The organism is Shewanella sp. GJ50-10 (genome assembly GCF_055808815.1).
The window spans coordinates 3,537,271-3,558,251 of the sequence record NZ_JBVVSS010000001.1 but is presented as its reverse complement, the minus strand read 5'-3'; the positions used below and the strand labels follow the sequence as shown (position 1 = coordinate 3,558,251).

Genomic DNA, 20,981 nt, shown 5'->3' with positions numbered 1-20,981 from the left:
ATTGGGAAGTTAATCCCTTTTCGATAATACATTGAGTTCTCAAAACACTTTATTAAGTGTCTTGAATATTCTAAAAACTAAGGCGAATTTGTGTACTCGTAAGAGATGCAAATTAGTAATAAACCAGCTAGTTACGATACGACTGTTAAGGCTATGGGCTTTAACAACAGTTTGTTTCTTTTAGAAACTTATTTGGGTTGTATGGTTAAGTGACTAAGCGTATACGGTGGATGCCTTGGCAGTCAGAGGCGATGAAGGACGTAGTAACTTGCGAAAAGCGTTGGCAAGCTAGTAACAAGCATTTGAGCTAACGATGTCCGAATGGGGAAACCCGGCCACATAAGTGGTCATCATAACGTGAATACATAGCGTTATGAGGCGAACCTGGGGAACTGAAACATCTAAGTACCCAGAGGAAAAGAAATCAACCGAGATTCCCCTAGTAGCGGCGAGCGAACGGGGATTAGCCCTTAAGTCTATGGGGTGTTAGTGGAATGTGTTGGAAAGCACAGCGGCACAGGGTGATAGCCCCGTACATGAAAACTAACCATAGATGAAATCGAGTAAGGCGGGACACGTGACATCCTGTTTGAATATGGGGGGACCATCCTCCAAGGCTAAATACTCCTGACTGACCGATAGTGAACCAGTACCGTGAGGGAAAGGCGAAAAGAACCCCTGTGAGGGGAGTGAAATAGAACCTGAAACCGTGTACGTACAAGCAGTGGGAGCGGTTCTTGAGACCGTGACTGCGTACCTTTTGTATAATGGGTCAGCGACTTACATTTTGTAGCGAGGTTAAGCGAATAGCGGAGCCGTAGGGAAACCGAGTGTTAACTGCGCGTTTAGTTGCAAGGTGTAGACCCGAAACCGAGTGATCTAGCCATGGGCAGGTTGAAGGTTGAGTAACATCAACTGGAGGACCGAACCGACTAATGTTGAAAAATTAGCGGATGACTTGTGGCTGGGGGTGAAAGGCCAATCAAACTCGGAGATATCTGGTTCTCCTCGAAAGCTATTTAGGTAGCGCCTCGAGCGAATACCACTGGGGGTAGAGCACTGTTAAGGCTAGGGGGTCATCCCGACTTACCAACCCTTTGCAAACTCCGAATACCAGTGAGTACTACTCGGGAGACAGACGGCGGGTGCTAACGTCCGTCGTCAAAAGGGAAACAACCCAGACCATCAGCTAAGGTCCCAAAGTTATTGCTAAGTGGGAAACGATGTGGGAAGGCTTAGACAGCTAGGATGTTGGCTTAGAAGCAGCCATCATTTAAAGAAAGCGTAATAGCTCACTAGTCGAGTCGGCCTGCGCGGAAGATTTAACGGGGCTAAGCAATACACCGAAGCTATGGGTTTGCTCTTATGAGCAAGCGGTAGAGGAGCGTTCTGTAAGCGGTTGAAGGTGAAGGGGTAACCCACACTGGACGTATCAGAAGTGCGAATGCTGACATGAGTAACGATAATGGGGGTGAAAAACCCCCACGCCGAAAGACCAAGGGTTCCTGTCCAACGTTAATCGGGGCAGGGTGAGTCGACCCCTAAGGCGAGGCCGAAAGGCGTAGTCGATGGGAAACGGGTCAATATTCCCGTACTTCTGCTAACTGCGATGGAGAGACGGAGAAGGCTAGGCTAGCGCGGCGTTGGTTGTCCGCGTTTAAGACTGTAGGCTGTTCACTTAGGCAAATCCGGGTGAACACTAGGCTGAGAGTTGATGACGAGTCCCCAAGGGGATGAAGTAGTTGATGCCATGCTTCCAGGAAAATCTTCTAAGCTTCAGGTTAGTAGGAATCGTACCCCAAACCGACACAGGTGGTCGGGTAGAGAATACCAAGGCGCTTGAGAGAACTCGGCTGAAGGAACTAGGCAAAATGGTACCGTAACTTCGGGAGAAGGTACGCTGCTGGCGGTGATGGGACTTGCTCCCTAAGCTGCTGGCAGTCGCAGATACCAGGTGGCTGCAACTGTTTATCAAAAACACAGTACTGTGCAAAATCGCAAGATGACGTATACGGTATGACGCCTGCCCGGTGCTTGAAGGTTAATTGATTGGGTTATCTTCGGAGAAGCTCATGATCGAAGCCCAAGTAAACGGCGGCCGTAACTATAACGGTCCTAAGGTAGCGAAATTCCTTGTCGGGTAAGTTCCGACCTGCACGAATGGCGTAATGATGGCCACGCTGTCTCCAGCCGAGACTCAGTGAAGTTGAAATTGCGGTGAAGATGCCGTATACCCGCGGCTAGACGGAAAGACCCCGTGAACCTTTACTATAGCTTGGCACTGAACATTGAACCTACATGTGTAGGATAGGTGGGAGACTTTGAAGCTTCGTCGCTAGATGGAGTGGAGTCAATCTTGAAATACCACCCTTGTAGTTTTGATGTTCTAACCGTGGCCCCTTATCGGGGTTCGGGACAGTGCCTGGTGGGTAGTTTGACTGGGGCGGTCTCCTCCCAAAGAGTAACGGAGGAGCACGAAGGTTGGCTAAGTACGGTCGGACATCGTACGGTTAGTGCAATGGCATAAGCCAGCTTAACTGCGAGACATACACGTCGAGCAGGTACGAAAGTAGGTCATAGTGATCCGGTGGTTCTGTATGGAAGGGCCATCGCTCAACGGATAAAAGGTACTCCGGGGATAACAGGCTGATACCGCCCAAGAGTTCATATCGACGGCGGTGTTTGGCACCTCGATGTCGGCTCATCACATCCTGGGGCTGAAGTCGGTCCCAAGGGTATGGCTGTTCGCCATTTAAAGTGGTACGCGAGCTGGGTTCAGAACGTCGTGAGACAGTTCGGTCCCTATCTGCCGTGGGCGTTGGATGATTGAAGGAAGCTGCTCCTAGTACGAGAGGACCGGAGTGGACGAACCGCTGGTGTTCGGGTTGTTATGCCAATAGCATTGCCCGGTAGCTACGTTCGGAATCGATAACCGCTGAAAGCATCTAAGCGGGAAGCGAGTCCTAAGATGAGTCATCCCTAGGAATTTAATTCCTCTAAAGAGCCGTTCGAGACTAGGACGTTGATAGGCAGGGTGTGTAAGCGTTGTGAGGCGTTGAGCTAACCTGTACTAATGACTCGTGAGGCTTAACCATACAACCCAGATGAGTTTTACCAGAAATGAGTCCAATCATTTCTTGGCACTGCCTACATCCATGTAGGTGTATCTGAGTTGATGGTAACTAGATTTATTACGTAAGACTTAGTGAAGAATATAAAGCACTTAATGAAGTCGATAACTCAAAGAAACAAACAGCTTTCCGAATTTAGTTAATTGCGACAGCGATTAACACCAAATTTGCTTGGTGACAATAGCATTGTGGTCCCACCTGATCCCATCCCGAACTCAGTAGTGAAACGCAATAGCGCCGATGATAGTGTGGGGTCTCCCCATGTGAAAGTAGGTCATTGCCAAGCGCCTAATTGACTCGAAAGAGTAGCTTTATTACGATAAAGCAAGTCTCCTAACCCTGACAAGTTAGCGACTTAAAAAGCATTTAGCATTATGCGTAAACATTTTGCTAAAGGAGCGGTAGTTCAGTTGGTTAGAATACCGGCCTGTCACGCCGGGGGTCGCGGGTTCGAGTCCCGTCCGCTCCGCCAACATTACGATAAGCCCTAACACTATGTGTTAGGGCTTTTTCGTGTCTGAAACATTATAATTTGTTGTGGCGTCGCGGCCTTTTACGACAAATAGTCCGCACCAGCTTCGCGTTCGTAAGCTCACGGATATCGCTGTACTCACCCACAAACACAAAGACGAAAGCCTCATCGAAAGATGAGGTTTTTTTCGTTTCAGCTTTTGGATAAAGCCCTATCACTTCTTGATTATACAGAGTGATAGGGCTTTTTCGTGTCTGGAACATTAAAATTTGTTGTGACGTCGCGGACTTTTACAAAGAATAGCCCGCCCCAACTTCGCGTTTGAAAGCTTACGACTGTCGTCGTACTCACCCACAAACATAAAGATGAAAGCCTCTACAGCAATGTAGAGGCTTTTTTCGTTCTATAACTTAATTATTTCTGTTTATGATAGAAGCAAGTCCGCTCCGCCAACATATAGTCGAGAGCCTTATAGAAAGATGAAACTTTTTGGTTTCGGTGAATAAAAAATCCTAATGCTAAATGGATCAAGCCAAAGCAAATGTCTTGTAATTGGGTTTAATTACTCTAACTGGTTCACATAAGTAAATTTCTTAAACCTGTTTTATTCCTTAATGTTCTAGCTTTATTTCTATTATTAGAATAAATACTAGTAACAATTCATAGTTGCTAATGATAGTTTGACAGCGCTGTCATTAACTTTGAAGGAGTATATTTATTATGATGAAGGACAAATACTGTTCAGCGACGACATTGATTTTAGCTATGGGCTTTATAGGCAGTGCATTTGCGGACGGAAAAGGTATCTTTTTCGATGACTTTGCTTATGAAAGTATCACAGATTTTAATAATAATGGTTGGAAAGCACGTACAGAGACTGGTCATCCAGGAATTAGCGGGGCAACTTGGTCTGCGAAAGGCTTGAGTTTCCATCCTGAACACACCGAAGCGCATAACGGCGCGATACGTATGAGCTCAATTACGGCCGGTGAAGGAGAAAATACCCGTCATACTCAATTTTGTCATAAGCGTAAATATCTTGAAGGCACCTATGCTTCAAGAGTCTTTTTTCGTGACAAACCAACTTATGGACCGGATGGTGATGAAGTCATCCAGACTTTTTATACTATTAGTCCTTTGGAATATCCTTTAGACCCTAATTATAGTGAAGTCGATTTTGAGTACTTGCCAAATGGCGGTTGGGGAAGTGATAGTCCCCCAGCTATGTGGACTACAACATGGGAGACTTTTCAATTAACCCCATGGACCAAGGTTAATGAATATACTCGTAAAGAGGGGAGTTACGCTGGTTGGCATATTTTGGTAATGACTGTTGAGAAGGATGCAGTCAATTACTACGTTGATGGAGTACTGATTTCTACTCATTCAGAGGCAGTAGCACCAGAAGTGCCAATGTCCATTAACTTTAACCTTTGGTTTATGCCCAAAGGTGCAGATGGTTCTATTGGTCCTGTGGACTCTGACGACTTGAGAGAGTATCAACAAGACATAGACTGGGTATATCATAGCGCTAACCAAATAATGTCGACTGAGGACGTATTAGCAAATGTCTCAAAACTACAGAATCAGCAAAAATATTATCTGGATACGGTCAAGCCAATGGTACCAGCTTTAGCTTCCCCTTGTGGCTTATAAGGCTGAATAAGACTATTACTTACAAACTGGCTAATATTTGTGTTTTTAAAAGATGTCTTGATTGAAAAAGCCGCAGTTAGTGGCTTTAGAGCTAAAAAGTACTTTACCTTTTAGCTCTGTTTAAGCATAATGCTCCACATCAACAGGGGTATAGTTCCAATTGGTAGAACAGCGGTCTCCAAAACCGATGGTTGCGAGTTCGAGTCTTGCTACCCCTGCCAAATTTAGAAAAAGCCGAGCAATAGCTCGGCTTTTTTGTATCTAAAATTTAGCTTTGTTATTCATACTGAATTTAGTTAGATCTGTTTTAGATAACTAAAGCTCGAATCGGTATGTCGATTTTCTTTGTTAGGTGTAAAATAGCTTAATATTCTTTATAAGGGCGCAACATGCAATTTATCACTATCGACAAGCCACAATACCGTAAACGACTTAACGTGTTGCTGATAACTTTAGTCGCCAGTTTAACCATACTCTCACTTGGCTTTGGCGCCTTGCTTATTGAATTATTCGGTAACGATTCAGTGGTAAGTGGCGAGTCTACTGGTCACTTTCATCTTAACTTGATGGGGGTTGTTTTAGCGGTTATTAGCTGCAGTTTAGTGATGAATGCGATTAAAACTAAAGCCTACATGAAAGAGATTTATTGGGTGTGGCAGGTCAAGCAATTACAAAACCGCATTTATCGAAAGCTTAAAAAAGTGGTTGCAGCAGCAAAAGATAATGACATTAATGCGCTGACGATTTTGCTTTATTACTATCACAGCCAAAAGAAAGTATATGAGTTAGACAATAACACCTTAACTATTGCCACAGTTGAAGCTGATATTAAACGCATTGAATCCCAAATAACTGAGTTAAATTTAGCGATTACACTGGATGATTTCTCCAGTGATTTGATTGATAAGATATAAACCTTATGTGATTTTTTTGCTCAATTGAACGCACTAAAAAGCTGGCTAGCAGTTACCTGCTAGCCAGCTTTGTCGTTTAAATTGTTATCACTCAACGAGTCATATAAAAGTGAGAGTTTACAAAACAATAAGTTCAACACGGATGTTACCGCGAGTTGCATTTGAATATGGACATACTTGATGCGCTTTTTCTACCAGTGCTTCAGCATCAGCTTTTGACATACCAGGTAGCGTGATGCGTAATTCAACATCAATGGCAAAACCCACACCAGCGGTGTTTGCACCAATACCGACAGTTGCCTCAACAGAAAGATCTGGGCTAAGTATTTTCTTATCTTGACCTGCTACAAACTTCATCGCGCCAATAAAACAAGCAGAGTAGCCTGCGGCAAATAGTTGTTCTGGGTTGGTGCCTTCATCACCTGCGCCACCAAGCTCTTTTGGGGTACTCAAACTAACAGAAAGCTTGTTGTCAGACGAAACTGATTTACCGTCACGGCCGCCTGTTGTAGTTGCTGTAGCTGAATAAATGATATCCATTGAAAACTCCTAATCGTCATTAATATAAGTTGAAAATGAGTGACTCAATAAGATACTGCACATCATTCACTCAATGATGAGTACAATACTCTTAAATTAAATTGCGCACAACTTAATTTGGTTAAGTTTATAGATTAGTTTTTATGGTCAATAAAAACAGACGCTTATAAAAAGGTTAGTGAGATTTTTTTAAATGAACCAAAAGACGAACTAAATCGTAGAATAATTTATCCATTTAGGCGGTCTTATTTAGGCGGTCTTATTTAGGTGTTAGTCATTAGTTTGAAACTTTCCTACAAAAGTGTGGTCATATATTGAGCAGTAAAGATATGGATTATAGCGATAAAGTTTAGAAACTATCTCTTTTTATTAGAGTTTTATAATTTTCACTGTAGAGCAATAATTGTACGCGTTACATTCGCATGTTAGAATTGTTACAAATCACAACAATTAAGTGTCAAGGGTAAAGAATGAAAGACAATTTAACAAAAGAGGAATTAGCTTGTTTTAGTGAATTATTCGCTAATAAATCTTCTGCTGTTAAAACGTCGGCAGATGACCAGAAAGAAACGGTTTCGGTCACCACAGAAATACCTTCGACTTTGGCAAGTTTGCTTGGTAAAACGCGGTTAACCCTATTAGCAGAAATTAGCCATTATCGATTATGGTTTCCACTCAATATTGCTATGGATGAACTAGGCCAATTTACCCCTAAGCTTGGTATACCAGAGGTTGTTGATACTCGAGGTGCTGAACGTAGCTGGCGGATGAAAGAGCTTGATGATGTTCGCATTATTGATTTCGATACCAATATCGCAATCGAAGTTTTGTCGCTTTCAAGTACAGGTTTAACCCTATACGCTCCCAATATTTCAGACAAAAACCATTCACGACGTGCCAAGTTGATCTTAACCAATGAGATAAACTTTGAGATAGAGTATCAAATCGTTCGTTCTGAAAATGGTGTGATAGCAGCTACAATAGTAGTTAGCGATGAGTCGCGAGAAACCCTAAGACAATTTTTATTTTCTATGCACAAAGCAAAACATTCAAATTTATATGAGCATGAAATAAATAATACTGATAAAAGTGATAGTAGTTTGCTGAAATTAAAAACGAAATAGAACAGGTAGATGTAACGAAAATTAAATTTTTTTGAGTTCCCTTATTTGATTACTATTCGTCTGGGAATATTGATAAAAGCTCAATATCTGGTTACTTTATTTCTGCTATTCCCTTCAACTAGTGGCATATTGCCTAATAATCATTTTTTAACCTAATCTGCATCATTGATGTAAACGTCAATTAATTATTATTCAAATATTGGGCTATTAACCTACTGTAAAGTCTGCCTTTAAAACCTGAGTTAACGCTCGAGAAAACGCGTTATCTGCTTTGGCTTGAACAAGTAAACATAGCTCTTCCCCAACAGGTGTAAATCGGTAATAACTGAATAAAAGGTTATTACTTTTAGGGGTTATTTTGATTTGAGAATCAGTCATGCTTAGTAAAATAGGCGCATTTTTTTCCAATACTCCAGTTTCAAACTCACTGCTATGCAAAATGCCCGCATCCATTAACGTTAATATACTTGAATAGGGGAGGCCGAACTTTGAAAGGCCGACATTAACGCTGGAGGTTTTTCTAAAATATTGCTGCAAGCCCCCCTGAATACGATAACCATTTAACAGTTTATATCGGGTTTCGGTATTCAGTTTTACTGACATGCCTAATGCTTTTTCCAGCACTTGCGCTTCCCTTTGGGTTAGCTGTTTTAAAATGGCTAATGTTCTAAGGCTAAACTTACCCGGTTTCACGATTTCACTGGCAAGGATCCGCGCCCATAAATCCTGCATTCTGCGAGAACTGATTTGCTCAGCCATTTGAAAAAACTGATAACTCCAATCTGGATCAAGGTCTTCGCCAGTCACGTCTGAGGGGGTGTAGTTTAAGGCCAAAGAAAAAATGGTTTCTAAATTAAGTTGATGTAAAATTTGGTTTTTTTGCAATCTAAATTGAGAGCGTTCGCCAATGGATGCTTGAGATGGACGATAATCTTCTTCACTTGCAAGTCCAAGCATCTTACCTAACAGTAGGGCTTTTTTACGTGCAGAAACTCCTGCATTTGAGGCATTTTCAGTTTGCTTTGGATGATTATCTGTCATTGTTATTATTACTCTTGTAAGCCCTGCACTAGGTATAAGCTACATCGTACCATTATTCATTTTAGTTGATTTGCCCCAGTTTGTTTCGTGTCCGGGTTCGGGTTTTGATGGAATATTTAATGAAAGTATTAATGAGCATAAGGCGAACAGTACGCCAATCATAAATACCCATTGAGGAGAGCTTAACCATAAAATGCCCAATAGAGCAGGAATGATTACCGCGGCAATATGATTAATGGTAAAGCTGACTGACATGCTGGCCGCGATATCTTTTGGGTCCGCAATTTTTTGGAAATAGGTTTTCATTGCGATAGCCATAGCAAACAGCAAATGGTCGATGACATACAGTGCAGCAGCTAACTGGGCATGTTCAACCACGGCGTAGCTTGCAAAAACGATGATCAGCCCAACGTACTCAATCACTAAGGCATTTCGCTCGCCAATACGACCAATAAAACGTCCAATAGCGGGGGCGAAAAACAAATTAACGATATAGTTAATTAAGAATAAAGCGGTGATTTCTGATACTGAATAACCAAACTTTTCGACCATCATAAAACCAGCAAATACCATAAATATTTGACGTCGTGCACCAGACAAAAACGTTAAAGCATAGTAGAGCCAGTATCGTTTTCTGAAGATAAGCTTTTTGTGTTGCGGCTCAGCGATTTCAAATCTGGGGTAGTAAACCGCCATAATCAATACTGCGACTAATCCTAACGAACCAATAATGCCGTACATCCAAACATAGTCGAGTTTAAGCCAGCTCATAATAAGCCAAATACTGCCATAACCCATTAGAGCTGCAGCTGAGCGCCATGCTAAAGCTTTGCCTAAAAATCCTGCGGTATCCTTTTTATCTACCCACTGCAAAGTCAGCGATTGATTGATGGTTTCGAAGTAATGAAACCCAATCGACATCAATACTGTTGTTAAATATAACCCCAACACACTGGGGAAAAAGCCTGTAATAGCAATGCCGATAGATAAAACGGCCAATGAGATTAATGCAAAGGATTGCTCACGTATAAGGAGTAATACAAATATTGCGGTGAACGCTAAAAACCCAGGGACTTCACGCAAGCTTTGCAGCATGCCAATTTCTGCACCACTAAATGCGGCTCTTTCAATCACAAAATTATTCAGTAGCGCCTGCCATACCGCAAAAACCATCGACATAACGAAGGTCATCCACAATAAAAGCTGTTGAGGATTCTTGCTGGAACTGACTGACATAAGGCACTTTTCCTGATTTTTAACTCAATAGACACATGGTTACATGAATTGCATTTATACGCTAAGTGTAAATTTAATGTAAATGAGGTTGTAAAAATAAATGTAAATTTTAATGCAAATGATTATCATTTGGTATATTGTGTCGCCGTATTAACAAAACGCACAAATATTGTGGAGAATGAGATGAGCAAAAAGTTAACGCTGTTGGCAGTATCTATAGCTAGTGTGATTGGTTTGGGTGCGACGAATACAGCATATGCTGCCGTTTCTGCAGATGAGTTAGCAAACGCGATTGCTAAGCAAGAAGCTGAAATCGCGGCATTAAAAGAGCAATTACAACAACTAGCTCAGCAGCAATCTCTGCAACATGAATCCCAAAAACAGATTGAAGTTGCTCAACATGAGCAACAAGTCGCAGTAAAAGAAGTGACTGAAACTGTTACAGCTTCACAGGACCGTTTAAGTAAGTTCTCATTTAAATCATATGGTAGCGCGAACTACACCAGTGATGAATATTTCGATAATGTGCAAGACACCACGCCAGAAAGAAGAAGCCGTTTTGATTTAGAGCGTATTGTTACCGAGTTTGGCTACCAGTTCACAGATGAATGGAGCATGGAAGTTGAAATTGAGTATGAGCATGGCGGAACGGGCGCAGCTCTAGAATATGACGGCTTTGATGAATTTGGTGAGTTTGAAACTGAAACCGAAGCGGGTGGTGAAGTCGTTGTTGAAAAAGCTGAGATTCGTTATCGCCCAAGCGATGCCTTCGGGGTTAAGTTCGGTAATATTCATTTGCCAATCGGTTTAACGAGTTCACTGCATAAGCCAAACCAATACCTGACCGTTTTACGTCACAAAAGTGAAGCGGCAATGATCCCAGCGGTTTGGAATGAAAACGGTATCGGTGTTTATGGTGAAATTTCAGAATTCCATTACCAAGCACAAATTGTTAGCGGATTGAATTCGGAATACTTCAGAACCTACGACTGGGTTGCATCAGGTCATCAAACTCGTTTTGAACATGTGAATGCTGACGACTTAGCATTTGCTGGCCGATTAGATTACGGCAACTTTAAGACTGGCAGCGCCATTGGTGTGTCTTACTATTACGGCAATACATCAGGTAACCGCAATAAAAGCAATAAGCTGGATGTCGATGGCACCCTAAGCATTGTCACAGCTGCAGCGGCATTTGTTGAAGGTCCATGGGTGCTTCGTGGCCAATACATGTATGGCACGTTAAGCGATTCAGATGCTATCACTCAGGCAAACAAAACAACTCCTGGTCTTCGTCCTGGTAACTTTGCTCAGCTCGGTTCTAAGTCTCAAGCTTTCTTTATTGAAGCAGGTTTTAAGCTTGACGACTATTTCGATATTCCAATGACCGTGTTCGCCAACATTGATTACTCAAACCCACTAATGGAAGTGGAAAGCGGCACTGCCACAAAGCGCTATGAAAACACATGGAGCAGTGTGGGGGTTAACTATTTCCCAATTCCTGAAATTGTCATCAAAGTAGAAGGCGGATTACAGCAAGTCGCTGTTGCCAGCATTCCTGACACTAACTTCTTTGCTTTAGGCGTGGGTTATCAATTCTCGCTGTAATGGTTGGCAGCGAGTGATCTAATTTTGAAATGAAAGTGCTGAATTAAATCAGCAAATAATATTGATTAAATGGAGTTTTACATGAATTTTAAGTATACAGCGATAGCATTAACGTTAGTGGGTACCTTAGCAGCTTGTGGTGGTTCAGGTTCTGATTCTGATGATTCGAGCACAATTGATCCGGTAGTACCTGAAACTGGCTTTACTTTCGCTGCAACTGAAATGATTACTAACTTAACTGACGATGTGATTGTTGTCGGTTACGCTGATTTAGCTGCTCAAGGTGATGCATTATTACTGGCAACCCAGAAGCTATTAAATTCAACTTCGCAAGCTGATTTAGTTGCTGCACAAGAAGCGTGGAAAGATGCTCGTAAACCTTGGGAGCAAGGTGAATCACACATTTTTGGCCCTGTTGATTCATTAAGTATTGATCCGCATTTAGATAGCTGGCCGCTAAATACAACGGACCTACAAACTCAATTAGACAACAACACTGGCTTTGATGCTGAAACCATTAAAAGCTGGAATGATGATGTGCAAGGTTTCCATACTATCGAATACCTACTGTTTGGTGATGGGGTTACTGATAACACTAAATTAATTACTGAGCTAACCACTGCTGAGCGCGAATACGTCATCGCTCTTGCAGAAGTTTTCCGTGACTATGCAGTTCAACTTGATGATGCATGGCAAGTGTCTCATAACCCACAAGATACTAATGCATTGCCATATGCTGATTTATTAAAAACACCTGGCAGTGATAGCAATACTATTTACTCATCAGAACTTGCTGTAATTGAAGAATTAATCAATGGCATGATCGGAATTGTAGATGAAGTGGGTAACGGTAAAATCGCTGATCCTTTCGGTGATTCACTTGCAAACGCTGACACTTCAAAAGTGGAGTCACAATACTCTTGGAACTCATTGACTGATTTTGCTGACAACATTCAAGGTGTGCGCAATGTATACCATGGTGAGTTTACTGGTAATGCAGACAAGCAGGGCATTATCGACTTCGTAGCAGCAGCAGACAGCACGCTTTCAGTACGTATTTCTAGCGAAATAGATGATGCTATCTTGAAAATTCAAGCTATTGCAGGCAACGACGATATGCCATTCCGTCAAGCTATCCTTGATGAGGCGGGTCGTACTCGAGTTGAAACTGCAGTAACGGCACTTACTACTTTACAAACGTCATTAGAGTCAGATGTTATCCCACTTTTATCTGAGTGGAACGCTCAGTAAATCGGATGAGATAACAATAGCTCTACCATCACACTTTAAGTGAGGTAGAGCTATTTAATGACATTGATGAAGCCCGCCATAAAGAGCAAGGCAAATCAATTTAGCTATTTACCATTTTCGGCTGTAACGCTAAATCGCCAGTAATACTAAGTCACCAGGAATACTAAGTCGCCAGGAATTGTAAGTCGGCAGTAATGCTGAACGACGGTAATACTGATATTAGCAACGTTGATTGTGATACAAGAGTGCAAAGAGATGAACAATAATCCTAAAAGCGTAAAGTCTTCTAAATTCATTCATTTTCATAAAAGCATAGTGCTGACTTCTGTTGTTAGTGTTTTATTCTTATCAGCATGTGGTGGAAGTGGTGATGAAACGCCAACAGTAACAGAACCACCCGTTGTTATTTATCCTGATTTTACCGATATCACTGCTAGTGGCGGTGATACCACAACCTATGATGCAGGTAATTCCGGTCATGGTTTCTCAACGCCTTCACCTAATTTAACTAATGCAGATTTAGCGTTGCACCTTGAAGGTGATGCTAATTTTGAAATATCGTTTACTACCGCGCCTAATATTGAACATCCAGAGCAAGATGGTTTAGGGCCTGTATTTAACAATGCAGACTGTAATTCTTGTCACCAGCGTGATGGTCGTAACTCAACGCCATTTTTAGCGGCAGATGAAACACGAGTGAAGTTAGGTTCTGATGCGGGGATTTTCTTGCGTATCAGTAAAGCCGCTGCAGAAGAGTGTGTTACGCCGACTGCTGACAATAACTATTGTGCACCTATTGCCGTCCCTGATTTTGGCGGCCAGTTATTTCATCGAGGTGTACTTAAAGCCCGTGCTGATTGGCAAGATAATGCATTTGGTGGTCAAGCCGATGTATACCTTTCCTACGAGCGCAGCACAGTCACCTATGCGGATGGCACCACTGTTGAGCTGAAAAAGCCAATTTTTGAAGTCGAAAACCCATACGATGCACCGGGCGAAACTAAACAAAGTGCTAATGTCACCTCAAACTTACTGCAAGACGATGTGTTAATGGGCTGGCGAAATGGTATGCCCGTCTTTGGTTTAGGATTATTGGAAGCCATTCCTGAAGCCGATATTTTAGCGTTAGCCGATGAAAATGATGCTAATGATGATGAAATTTCTGGTCGACCTAATTGGGTGTTTGATGCCATTAAAGACCGTAACGGTGATGAAAACCCTGTATCACTTGGTCGTTTTGGCTGGAAAGCAAATACGCCAAGTGTCAGAGTGCAATCTTTAGGTGCGCTTCGAGGTGATATTGGTATTACAAACCCGTTATTTCCAGATGAAAGTGTTGCTGGCACCAGCTTGCATGACTCTTACTTAACCCGAACTGGTTTTGTTGATACTGGTAGCGATGAAAATGGTGACCCAGAAGCAGATCAGGCCTTTAGTGATGCTGTAGTATTTTATGCTGAAACATTAGCCGTGCCAGCAAGACGTAATGTCGATGATAGTGATGTTCGTGAAGGTGCGCGTTTATTTGCTCAAGTTAATTGTAGTGGTTGTCATACACCAAGCTTTATCACTAAAACTACAGGCGATATTGGTGGTATTGAGATCATCGACTCACTCAAGGGGCAGGTTATTTACCCATTCACTGACATGTTATTGCATGACATGGGTGAGGATTTAGCCGATGGTCGTCCTGACTTTTTAGCGAATGGCAATGAGTGGCGTACTCGTCCTTTATGGGGCTTAGGCTTAACACAAACTGTTAATCCACAAGCTGGCTTTTTACATGATGGCCGCGCGGCAAATGTTGAAGAAGCGATTTTATGGCATGGCGGCGAAGCTAAAAATAGTAAAGATGCCTTTATGGCATTAACTAAAGCTGAACGAGATCGGTTAGTGTCATTTTTAATGTCGTTATAATTGTATTTGACTCGATAGATACATTAGTCGTTTCAGTTGCATTAGCACTTAATTGATAGTGTCAAAATCAGCAATTTTAAATTGCTGATTAACCAAAACTAAGTGGGTAACTCATCAGGGTTATCCACTTTTTTGTGAGCAACTCAAAAGTCTTAACTTTTAATAGTCGCTGTTGCTAATTTGCCGTGATCTGACCCATGTAATTATATTTCGCTTTCTATTAAGATTAGATGTAATAGCATGGTTGAATAAAATCTTCCTGAGTGTTTCAAGGTTTAAATAATCGTATCAGCTTTTTTTATTATCATCGAGGTGTACGTGAGTAACATTTTAATTATCTATTCAACTGTCCACGGTCAAACCCGTAAGATTTGCGATTACATGGAAGAGAAACTTACAGCAGCAGGTGAAACCGTCACGTTAGCGCCGCTGCAAGATAAACCTGATATCAGTGGTTTTGATAAAGTGTTTATTGGTGCCAGTATTCGTCATGGTAAACATCGCCCTGAGCTTTATCAGTTTGTAGCTGATAACAAAGCTGCACTTGATACTAAAGCTAATGGTTTTTTCTCTGTGAGTTTAGTAGCAAGAAAACCAGGTAAAAATACTCCTGATACTAATATGTATATGCAGGCATTTTTAAAACAAAGTGAATGGCAACCAAAGGTACTAGAAGTATTTGGCGGTAACTTAGATTATCAATACTATGGACCAATGGACCGCAATATCATCCGCTTTATCATGTGGATCACTAAAGGGCCAACCGATCCAAATACCAAAGTGGAATACACTGATTGGGCGAAGGTTGATAACTACGTTACTCAAATTCAATCAGCGTAAAAAAGCTTAAAGCCAACAATTAACTTGTTGGCTTTATTGATTTAATGAGCCATTTTTCGTTTTCCTAACGCGCTCAACGTAAAGTAAGGAGCATCATGAGCCAAAATTCATCCAAGTTAATTCAGCTGATATCAGAGAAACTCCATGTCATTGTTGTGGCCTTGAGTGTGTTTTTAGTGGTGACTAGCCCATGGATATTAATTGGTAGTCGATTACGTGCTAAAGCCAGTATTTGGGATAGTTTGCACGTTTATTTAGGGTTAGTCGCTGCAGTATTTGGTTTACTGTTTTTATTGAAAAACTTACTAAATGGCCATTGGCGTCAGTTTTTTCCATGGCTTAAGTTAGATTTTTCGCAATGTGTTGATGAAGTAAAGCAATTAAAACAGGGCAAGTTGCCTAGCTCCGGTGGTAAAGGGATTTTCAGCATTGTTGAAGGTATCGGCTTACTGTTAATGGCGCTAGTCAGTATTACGGGGATTGCTTGGTTTATCTTTCAAGGAAGCAGTGATGCGCTAATGTGGCGTAAATACCACATCATGTTTGCTCAAGGATTTGTTGGCTTCTTAGCAATTCATATTGTGTTTGCTGCGTTTCATATTATCGATATGGTGCGAAACTCTTAAATTGTTCAACTACTTGTTTTGTGTACATAGAACAAGTAATAACCTTAAAAGAATGATTAAAAAGCCCGATAGAAAAAGAACGATAGAAAAAGCCCGACTTTATAGCTATAAAGTCGGGCTTTTTAGTGTCTTTATCTACGCTTCAATTTATATTGGCGCGCAGATGACTTCATGATTTACTTCTTTTCTAAAGCTAAGTAGTTCATTACGTCAATTAGGTCGCCTAACGTGCGCATTTCGTTCATGTTAATCGCATACTTATCATTAACGATAAATGTTGGAACACTCTGCACTTGGAACATCACTTGCTGTTGACGCCATAGTGCTAGCTTCGCATCAGTAGCTTCGCTGTCTGCAATTTTGTCATAAGTTTCAGCATCAACACCATTTGCTGCAAATACTTTTTTGATGTCGTCACGGTTGTTGATTTCTGGCTCGTCATGGGTATGACCTGGAGCGCTATGGTCGTGATGACCGCCTTCGCCTTGAATCGCTTGGAACATTGCAGTGTTTAATGCTTTTTCATTACCAACTTCATGAATTACAGCTAATGCGCGCATCACTTCAGTACCAATCTCGCTGTTCATAAAGTCAACGTGCTTAGTTTCAAAGCCAATCTCTTTGTTCAAGTTACCTTTGATTTCTGGCAGGTACTTGGTTTCCATGTTGTAACAGTTATGGCAGTAAAAAGAGAAGTACTCAGAAATCTTAGGTTCGCTAGATGCTGGGCCATCAGAAATTTGAGTGTAATGCTGACCTTCAACAAACTTTGATGGAATGACAGCAGCTGTTTCAACAGTTTTCTCAGGAGTGACTTCAACAGCTTTTTCAGCAGTGACTTCAGCAGGTTTACCACAGCCAGTAAGAGCGATTGTGAATGCCGCAAGTGCCACAGTAAATGCAATAGGTTTAATCTTAATCATTTCAGCCTCAATAAAAGTGTCGCGTTACCCGCTGGTAGTTGCGAGAAATCTTAAAATAGTCTTAATTAAGCCAATACTTAATTGCCTTAATGTTAACAAGAATTATGACCTAAACGATGATTTATTTCAGGGTTAAATATGTGATGTGATGCGGCTTTCTTATAAAAATAACTTCTTACAAAGTTAGCCGCTATCCAGCTTTAGAGCGTAAAGTTTGCCATGCTTCACAAACTTGTCGAAACTGCTGCGCATCTCCGCCTGGGCGATCGGGATGAAGTTTTAGTGCCAGCTTACGCCATTGTTTACGAATATCTTTGTTGGTGGCACTTGCATCCAACTCAAAAATACTCAGAGCATGACTGTCATGCATTAATACTTGATTGACGCCAATATACTCTTGATAACTCGACCAAAAGGACTCTAACATTTCTTTGACTGCGTTTGCGCACGTATCGTATTGCTGCCAATCGAGGTAATACTCTTTTAATGGTGCGTTATGGTTTTGTTGTACGGCAATATCATGGGGGAAAATTCTGAAAATTCGAATATCCATAGCTTGAACTTGTAGCCATTGATTAGGAAGTAACAAGCTCTGCAGTTCAAAAAGGGCGTTCATTAACAAGAAGTTTCGTTTGAAGAGGTCTTTTTCAGGCTCAGGGTCTAAGTCATGCATTAACCCTTTGCTTTGTAATTCGCTGGCTAAATGGTGGACTTTCCAACTTTGACAAGAACTTTGCAGCAGGGTGAGAAGAGGCCATATCAGCGGATTATCACTTCTTGACGATAATCTGTCGGAGTCGGCTTGTTGTCGAAGTAGAGCATCATTAGCTGCAAGCATAGTGTTGGTTTCGCTATGAATTGGCATTAAATTTACTATGCCACAGAACAATGTGGAGTCAATGATGTTTTTTTGTTCAATCGTTTATAGCGTCCTTTAGTTCATTTTGTTTAACAAATATGACGATTAAACGTATTCCTCACAGACAAACTATCCTAATTTGGTATAAAATTCGCCGCAATAAAAATGATAGGGGCCAAAACCAATGACAGATAAACTTTACATCAGTGCACAACAGCTACTGGAAGATTCTTTTAAACTTGCAGCGCAGGTTTATGATAGTGGCTTTAGACCACAATTTATTGTTGGTATCTGGCGTGGTGGTGCTCCAATCGGTATTGCTGTGCAAGAGTTCTATGATTTCAAAAATGTTGAAACGGATCATATCGCAGTAAGAACGTCTTCTTATTACGGAATTGGTACCGACAAGCAAAGCAAAAAAATCAAAGTACATGGCTTACATTACATCATTGAAAATGCCAATGCTGATGATGGCTTATTGATTGTTGATGATGTATTTGACTCTGGTCGTAGTGTTGATGCGTTAATCGACAAGCTGCAAAAGTTTATGCGTAAGAACATCCCAACAGATATTCGTGTGGCATGTCCTTACTATAAGCCAAAGAACACAGCGGTAGATTTAAAGCCTGATTACTTTATTCATGAGTCAGAAGAGTGGTTAGTGTTCCCCCATGAAGTATCGGGATTAACCCCGCAGGAAATCGCTGAAGGTAAAAGTGATTTTAAGAATATTCAGCATTTGTTTAAGTAAAAGCAACGAAACTGGTTATTTTTTGCTAAACTAGCAAGCTGAACAGTGCGTCAATGATAGTGACATACACGTGGTTTTAGTCCGTGTTTAGCTACTATCTTGATGCATTTTTTATTACCTAGAAAAAGATAAACATTCATTATGAGTTCTGTAGAAATATTTTCGCCGACATCAACGCCAACTAAGCCTACTGAAAAGAAACAGTTAGAGCTTCTTGCTCCAGCAAAAAACGCTGACTATGGTATTGAAGCCATTCGTCACGGAGCTGATGCGGTTTACATTGGTGGCCCAGCTTTTGGCGCACGCCATAATGCGGGTAACAGCGTAGAAGATATTACTCGGTTAGCAGAATTTGCTCACCGCTATCATGCCCAAGTCTTTGTCGCCTTAAATACCATTTTGATGGATGACGAAATTGAGCAGGCGCAAAGCTTAATCTGGGAATTATATGAAGCAGGTGTCGATGCGTTAATTATCCAAGATATGGGTTTGCTGCAATTGGATTTACCGCCAATTGCCATGCATGCCAGTACGCAAATGGATAATCGCACCCCTGAAAAAGCAGTATTTTTAGAGCAAGTGGGATTCTCGCAAGTGGTATTAGCCCGCGAGTTAAACTTGCCGCAAATTAAGCAAATTGCTGACACCACCAAACTTAAATTGGAATACTTTGTCCATGGCGCACTATGTGTAAGTTACAGCGGCTTATGTAACATTAGTCATGCGTTTTCAAACCGTAGTGCTAACCGTGGTGAGTGCTCGCAAATGTGTCGCCTTCCTTGCGACTTGTCGACCCGTGATGGTGAAGTATTAGCTGAAAACGAACATTTATTATCACTTAAAGACAATAACCAAACTGAAAATCTCGAAGCGTTGATTGATGCGGGCGTGACCTCTTTTAAAATTGAAGGCCGTTTAAAAGACATCAGTTACCTTAAAAATGTCACCGCACATTATCGCCAGCAACTTGATGCGATTATCGACCGTCGTAGTGATCTAGAATCTATGTCTCATGGCCGTAGTGAGTTTACTTTCACGCCTGATCCTGAAAAAAGCTTCAATCGTGGTAAAACCGATTATTTTATCAATCAACGTACCGCTTTGATTGAGCATTTTAGTTCACCTAAATACATTGGTGAAAAGGTCGGCACCATTGTTGGTGTTGGCCGTGACTTTATTAAAGTCGATAGCGCTAAAGCGGGTAAAACCATCGAGTTTAATAATGGTGATGGTCTGTGCTTTTTCATCGACGGTTACCAAAAGCAGCGTTTATCAGACAATAAAACCAAAGGTTTGCGGGTTAATCGCGCCGATGGAAATACCTTATTTTTAACCGATGTCAGCAAAGACTTGAAAGTGGGTGTCGAGCTTTTCAGAAACTTTGACCACCAATTTGATGCCTTGTTATCAAAAGATTCAGCGACCCGTAAAATCATGGTCGATATGGTGTTAGATGACACTGAGACTGGTATTGCATTAACAGTTTCAGATAAGCATCAACATTCAGTCACGGTTGAACTTGAATGGGCTAAAGAGCCTGCAAAAGATTACGCCAAAGCTGACGCGAATTTACGTACTCAGTTAGCTAAACTGGGTAACAGTGACTACACCTTGCAGCAGTTACAGGTTAATTGTGCCAATCGTTGGTTTTTACCAGCCTCAGTGATTAATGGTCTACGCCGCGATGCGATAGCCGCTTTTGATCAAGCTCGTGTCAATGGTTATCAGCGTCCACTGCGTGGCGAACATGATAAAGAAGCGCGTTTCCCGCAAAAGTATTTAAGCTTTTTATCTAACGTTGCCAATGATAAGTCTCGTGAATTTTACGAGCAGCATGGCGTTATTCAAATGGAAGATACTTACGAGAAGAACCAAGTATTAACTGATGCGCCATTAATGGTGACCAAACACTGTTTACGCTACAGCTTCAACTTATGCCCTAAAGAAGTTGAAGGGATTAAAGCCGATCCTATGGTGTTAGATATTGGTAAAGATAGATTGAAGTTAGTCTTTGATTGTCAGAAGTGTGAAATGATGATTGTGGGCTCAAACCAACTTGTAAAGCAGTAGCTTTACCTTTTAATTTTAAAAG

Annotated in this window: 15 protein-coding genes, 2 tRNA genes and 2 rRNA genes; 14 read left to right on the top strand and 5 right to left on the bottom strand. The window is 41.5% G+C overall.

The features are described from left to right. Nucleotides 1-203: 203 nt before the first annotated feature. The 6 genes from AC0L4E_RS15020 (at nt 204) to AC0L4E_RS14995 (ending at nt 6,173) form a co-directional block, all read left to right on the top strand. Nucleotides 204-3,095 (top strand): 23S ribosomal RNA (locus AC0L4E_RS15020). 206 nt (nt 3,096-3,301) lie between these two features. Continuing rightward, a 5S ribosomal RNA gene (gene rrf / locus AC0L4E_RS15015) occupies nt 3,302-3,417 on the top strand. A 109-nt stretch (nt 3,418-3,526) separates the two neighbouring features. Next, nucleotides 3,527-3,603: transfer RNA gene (locus AC0L4E_RS15010), tRNA-Asp, on the top strand. Nucleotides 3,604-4,323: 720 nt separating this feature from the next. After that, on the top strand, nt 4,324-5,259 hold the full coding sequence (locus AC0L4E_RS15005; protein ID WP_473679850.1) for a glycoside hydrolase family 16 protein: 936 nt from the start codon (nt 4,324-4,326) through the stop codon (nt 5,257-5,259). 144 nt (nt 5,260-5,403) lie between these two features. After that, nucleotides 5,404-5,480, top strand: a tRNA-Trp gene (locus AC0L4E_RS15000). A 168-nt stretch (nt 5,481-5,648) separates the two neighbouring features. Next, on the top strand, nt 5,649-6,173 hold the full coding sequence (locus tag AC0L4E_RS14995) for a DUF3087 domain-containing protein (RefSeq protein ID WP_473679849.1): 525 nt from the start codon (nt 5,649-5,651) through the stop codon (nt 6,171-6,173). A 117-nt stretch (nt 6,174-6,290) separates the two neighbouring features. Here AC0L4E_RS14995 and AC0L4E_RS14990 read toward each other — a convergent pair whose 3' ends face one another. After that, on the bottom strand, nt 6,291-6,713 hold the full coding sequence (locus tag AC0L4E_RS14990; RefSeq protein ID WP_473679848.1) for an organic hydroperoxide resistance protein: 423 nt from the start codon (nt 6,711-6,713) through the stop codon (nt 6,291-6,293). Nucleotides 6,714-7,183: 470 nt separating this feature from the next. On the opposite strand from AC0L4E_RS14990, the gene AC0L4E_RS14985 reads away from it, so the two are divergent. Further along, nucleotides 7,184-7,837 carry a hypothetical protein gene (locus tag AC0L4E_RS14985; RefSeq protein ID WP_473679847.1) on the top strand — a complete coding sequence of 218 codons (654 nt, stop codon included), beginning with the start codon at nt 7,184-7,186 and terminating at the stop codon, nt 7,835-7,837. A 207-nt stretch (nt 7,838-8,044) separates the two neighbouring features. Here AC0L4E_RS14985 and AC0L4E_RS14980 read toward each other — a convergent pair whose 3' ends face one another. After that, nucleotides 8,045-8,878 (bottom strand): TIGR03899 family protein, encoded by an 834-nt coding sequence (locus AC0L4E_RS14980; RefSeq protein WP_473679846.1) that lies wholly within the window; start codon nt 8,876-8,878, stop codon nt 8,045-8,047. Between the two features lie 39 nt (nt 8,879-8,917). After that, nucleotides 8,918-10,114: an MFS transporter gene (locus AC0L4E_RS14975; protein ID WP_473679845.1), complete on the bottom strand. Its 1,197-nt coding sequence runs from the start codon at nt 10,112-10,114 to the stop codon at nt 8,918-8,920. A gap of 183 nt (nt 10,115-10,297) precedes the next feature. Here AC0L4E_RS14975 and AC0L4E_RS14970 point away from each other — a divergent pair, with 183 nt between their 5' ends. The 5 genes from AC0L4E_RS14970 (at nt 10,298) to AC0L4E_RS14950 (ending at nt 16,356) form a co-directional block, all read left to right on the top strand. Then, entirely contained in the window at nt 10,298-11,722 is a 1,425-nt protein-coding gene (locus tag AC0L4E_RS14970) for a porin family protein (RefSeq protein ID WP_473679844.1), read from the top strand. Nucleotides 11,723-11,803: 81 nt separating this feature from the next. After that, nucleotides 11,804-12,973, top strand: coding sequence for an imelysin family protein (locus AC0L4E_RS14965; protein ID WP_473679843.1), 1,170 nt, complete (start codon nt 11,804-11,806; stop codon nt 12,971-12,973). A 255-nt stretch (nt 12,974-13,228) separates the two neighbouring features. After that, nucleotides 13,229-14,890: a di-heme oxidoredictase family protein gene (locus AC0L4E_RS14960; RefSeq protein WP_473679842.1), complete on the top strand. Its 1,662-nt coding sequence runs from the start codon at nt 13,229-13,231 to the stop codon at nt 14,888-14,890. A gap of 318 nt (nt 14,891-15,208) precedes the next feature. After that, nucleotides 15,209-15,730, top strand: coding sequence for a menaquinone-dependent protoporphyrinogen IX dehydrogenase (gene hemG, locus AC0L4E_RS14955; RefSeq protein ID WP_473679841.1), 522 nt, complete (start codon nt 15,209-15,211; stop codon nt 15,728-15,730). Nucleotides 15,731-15,825: 95 nt separating this feature from the next. Continuing rightward, the gene (locus tag AC0L4E_RS14950) at nt 15,826-16,356 is read left to right on the top strand and encodes a cytochrome b/b6 domain-containing protein (RefSeq protein WP_473679840.1); all 531 of its coding nucleotides are present in this window, start codon (nt 15,826-15,828) and stop codon (nt 16,354-16,356) included. A 176-nt stretch (nt 16,357-16,532) separates the two neighbouring features. Here the strand turns inward: AC0L4E_RS14950 and AC0L4E_RS14945 are convergent, their stop codons facing one another. Both AC0L4E_RS14945 and AC0L4E_RS14940 read right to left on the bottom strand, forming a co-directional pair. Next, nucleotides 16,533-17,279, bottom strand: coding sequence for a thiol:disulfide interchange protein DsbA/DsbL (locus AC0L4E_RS14945; RefSeq protein WP_473679839.1), 747 nt, complete (start codon nt 17,277-17,279; stop codon nt 16,533-16,535). Between the two features lie 190 nt (nt 17,280-17,469). After that, nucleotides 17,470-18,117, bottom strand: coding sequence for a DNA-J related domain-containing protein (locus tag AC0L4E_RS14940; RefSeq protein ID WP_473681684.1), 648 nt, complete (start codon nt 18,115-18,117; stop codon nt 17,470-17,472). A gap of 205 nt (nt 18,118-18,322) precedes the next feature. On the opposite strand from AC0L4E_RS14940, the gene AC0L4E_RS14935 reads away from it, so the two are divergent. Together AC0L4E_RS14935 and AC0L4E_RS14930 are read left to right on the top strand one after the other, a co-directional pair. Beyond that, entirely contained in the window at nt 18,323-18,889 is a 567-nt protein-coding gene (locus tag AC0L4E_RS14935) for a phosphoribosyltransferase (RefSeq protein ID WP_473679838.1), read from the top strand. A gap of 141 nt (nt 18,890-19,030) precedes the next feature. Then, a complete protein-coding gene (locus AC0L4E_RS14930; protein WP_473679837.1) occupies nt 19,031-20,959 on the top strand; it encodes a peptidase U32 family protein in 1,929 nt (642 codons plus the stop codon). Nucleotides 20,960-20,981: the final 22 nt, after the last annotated feature.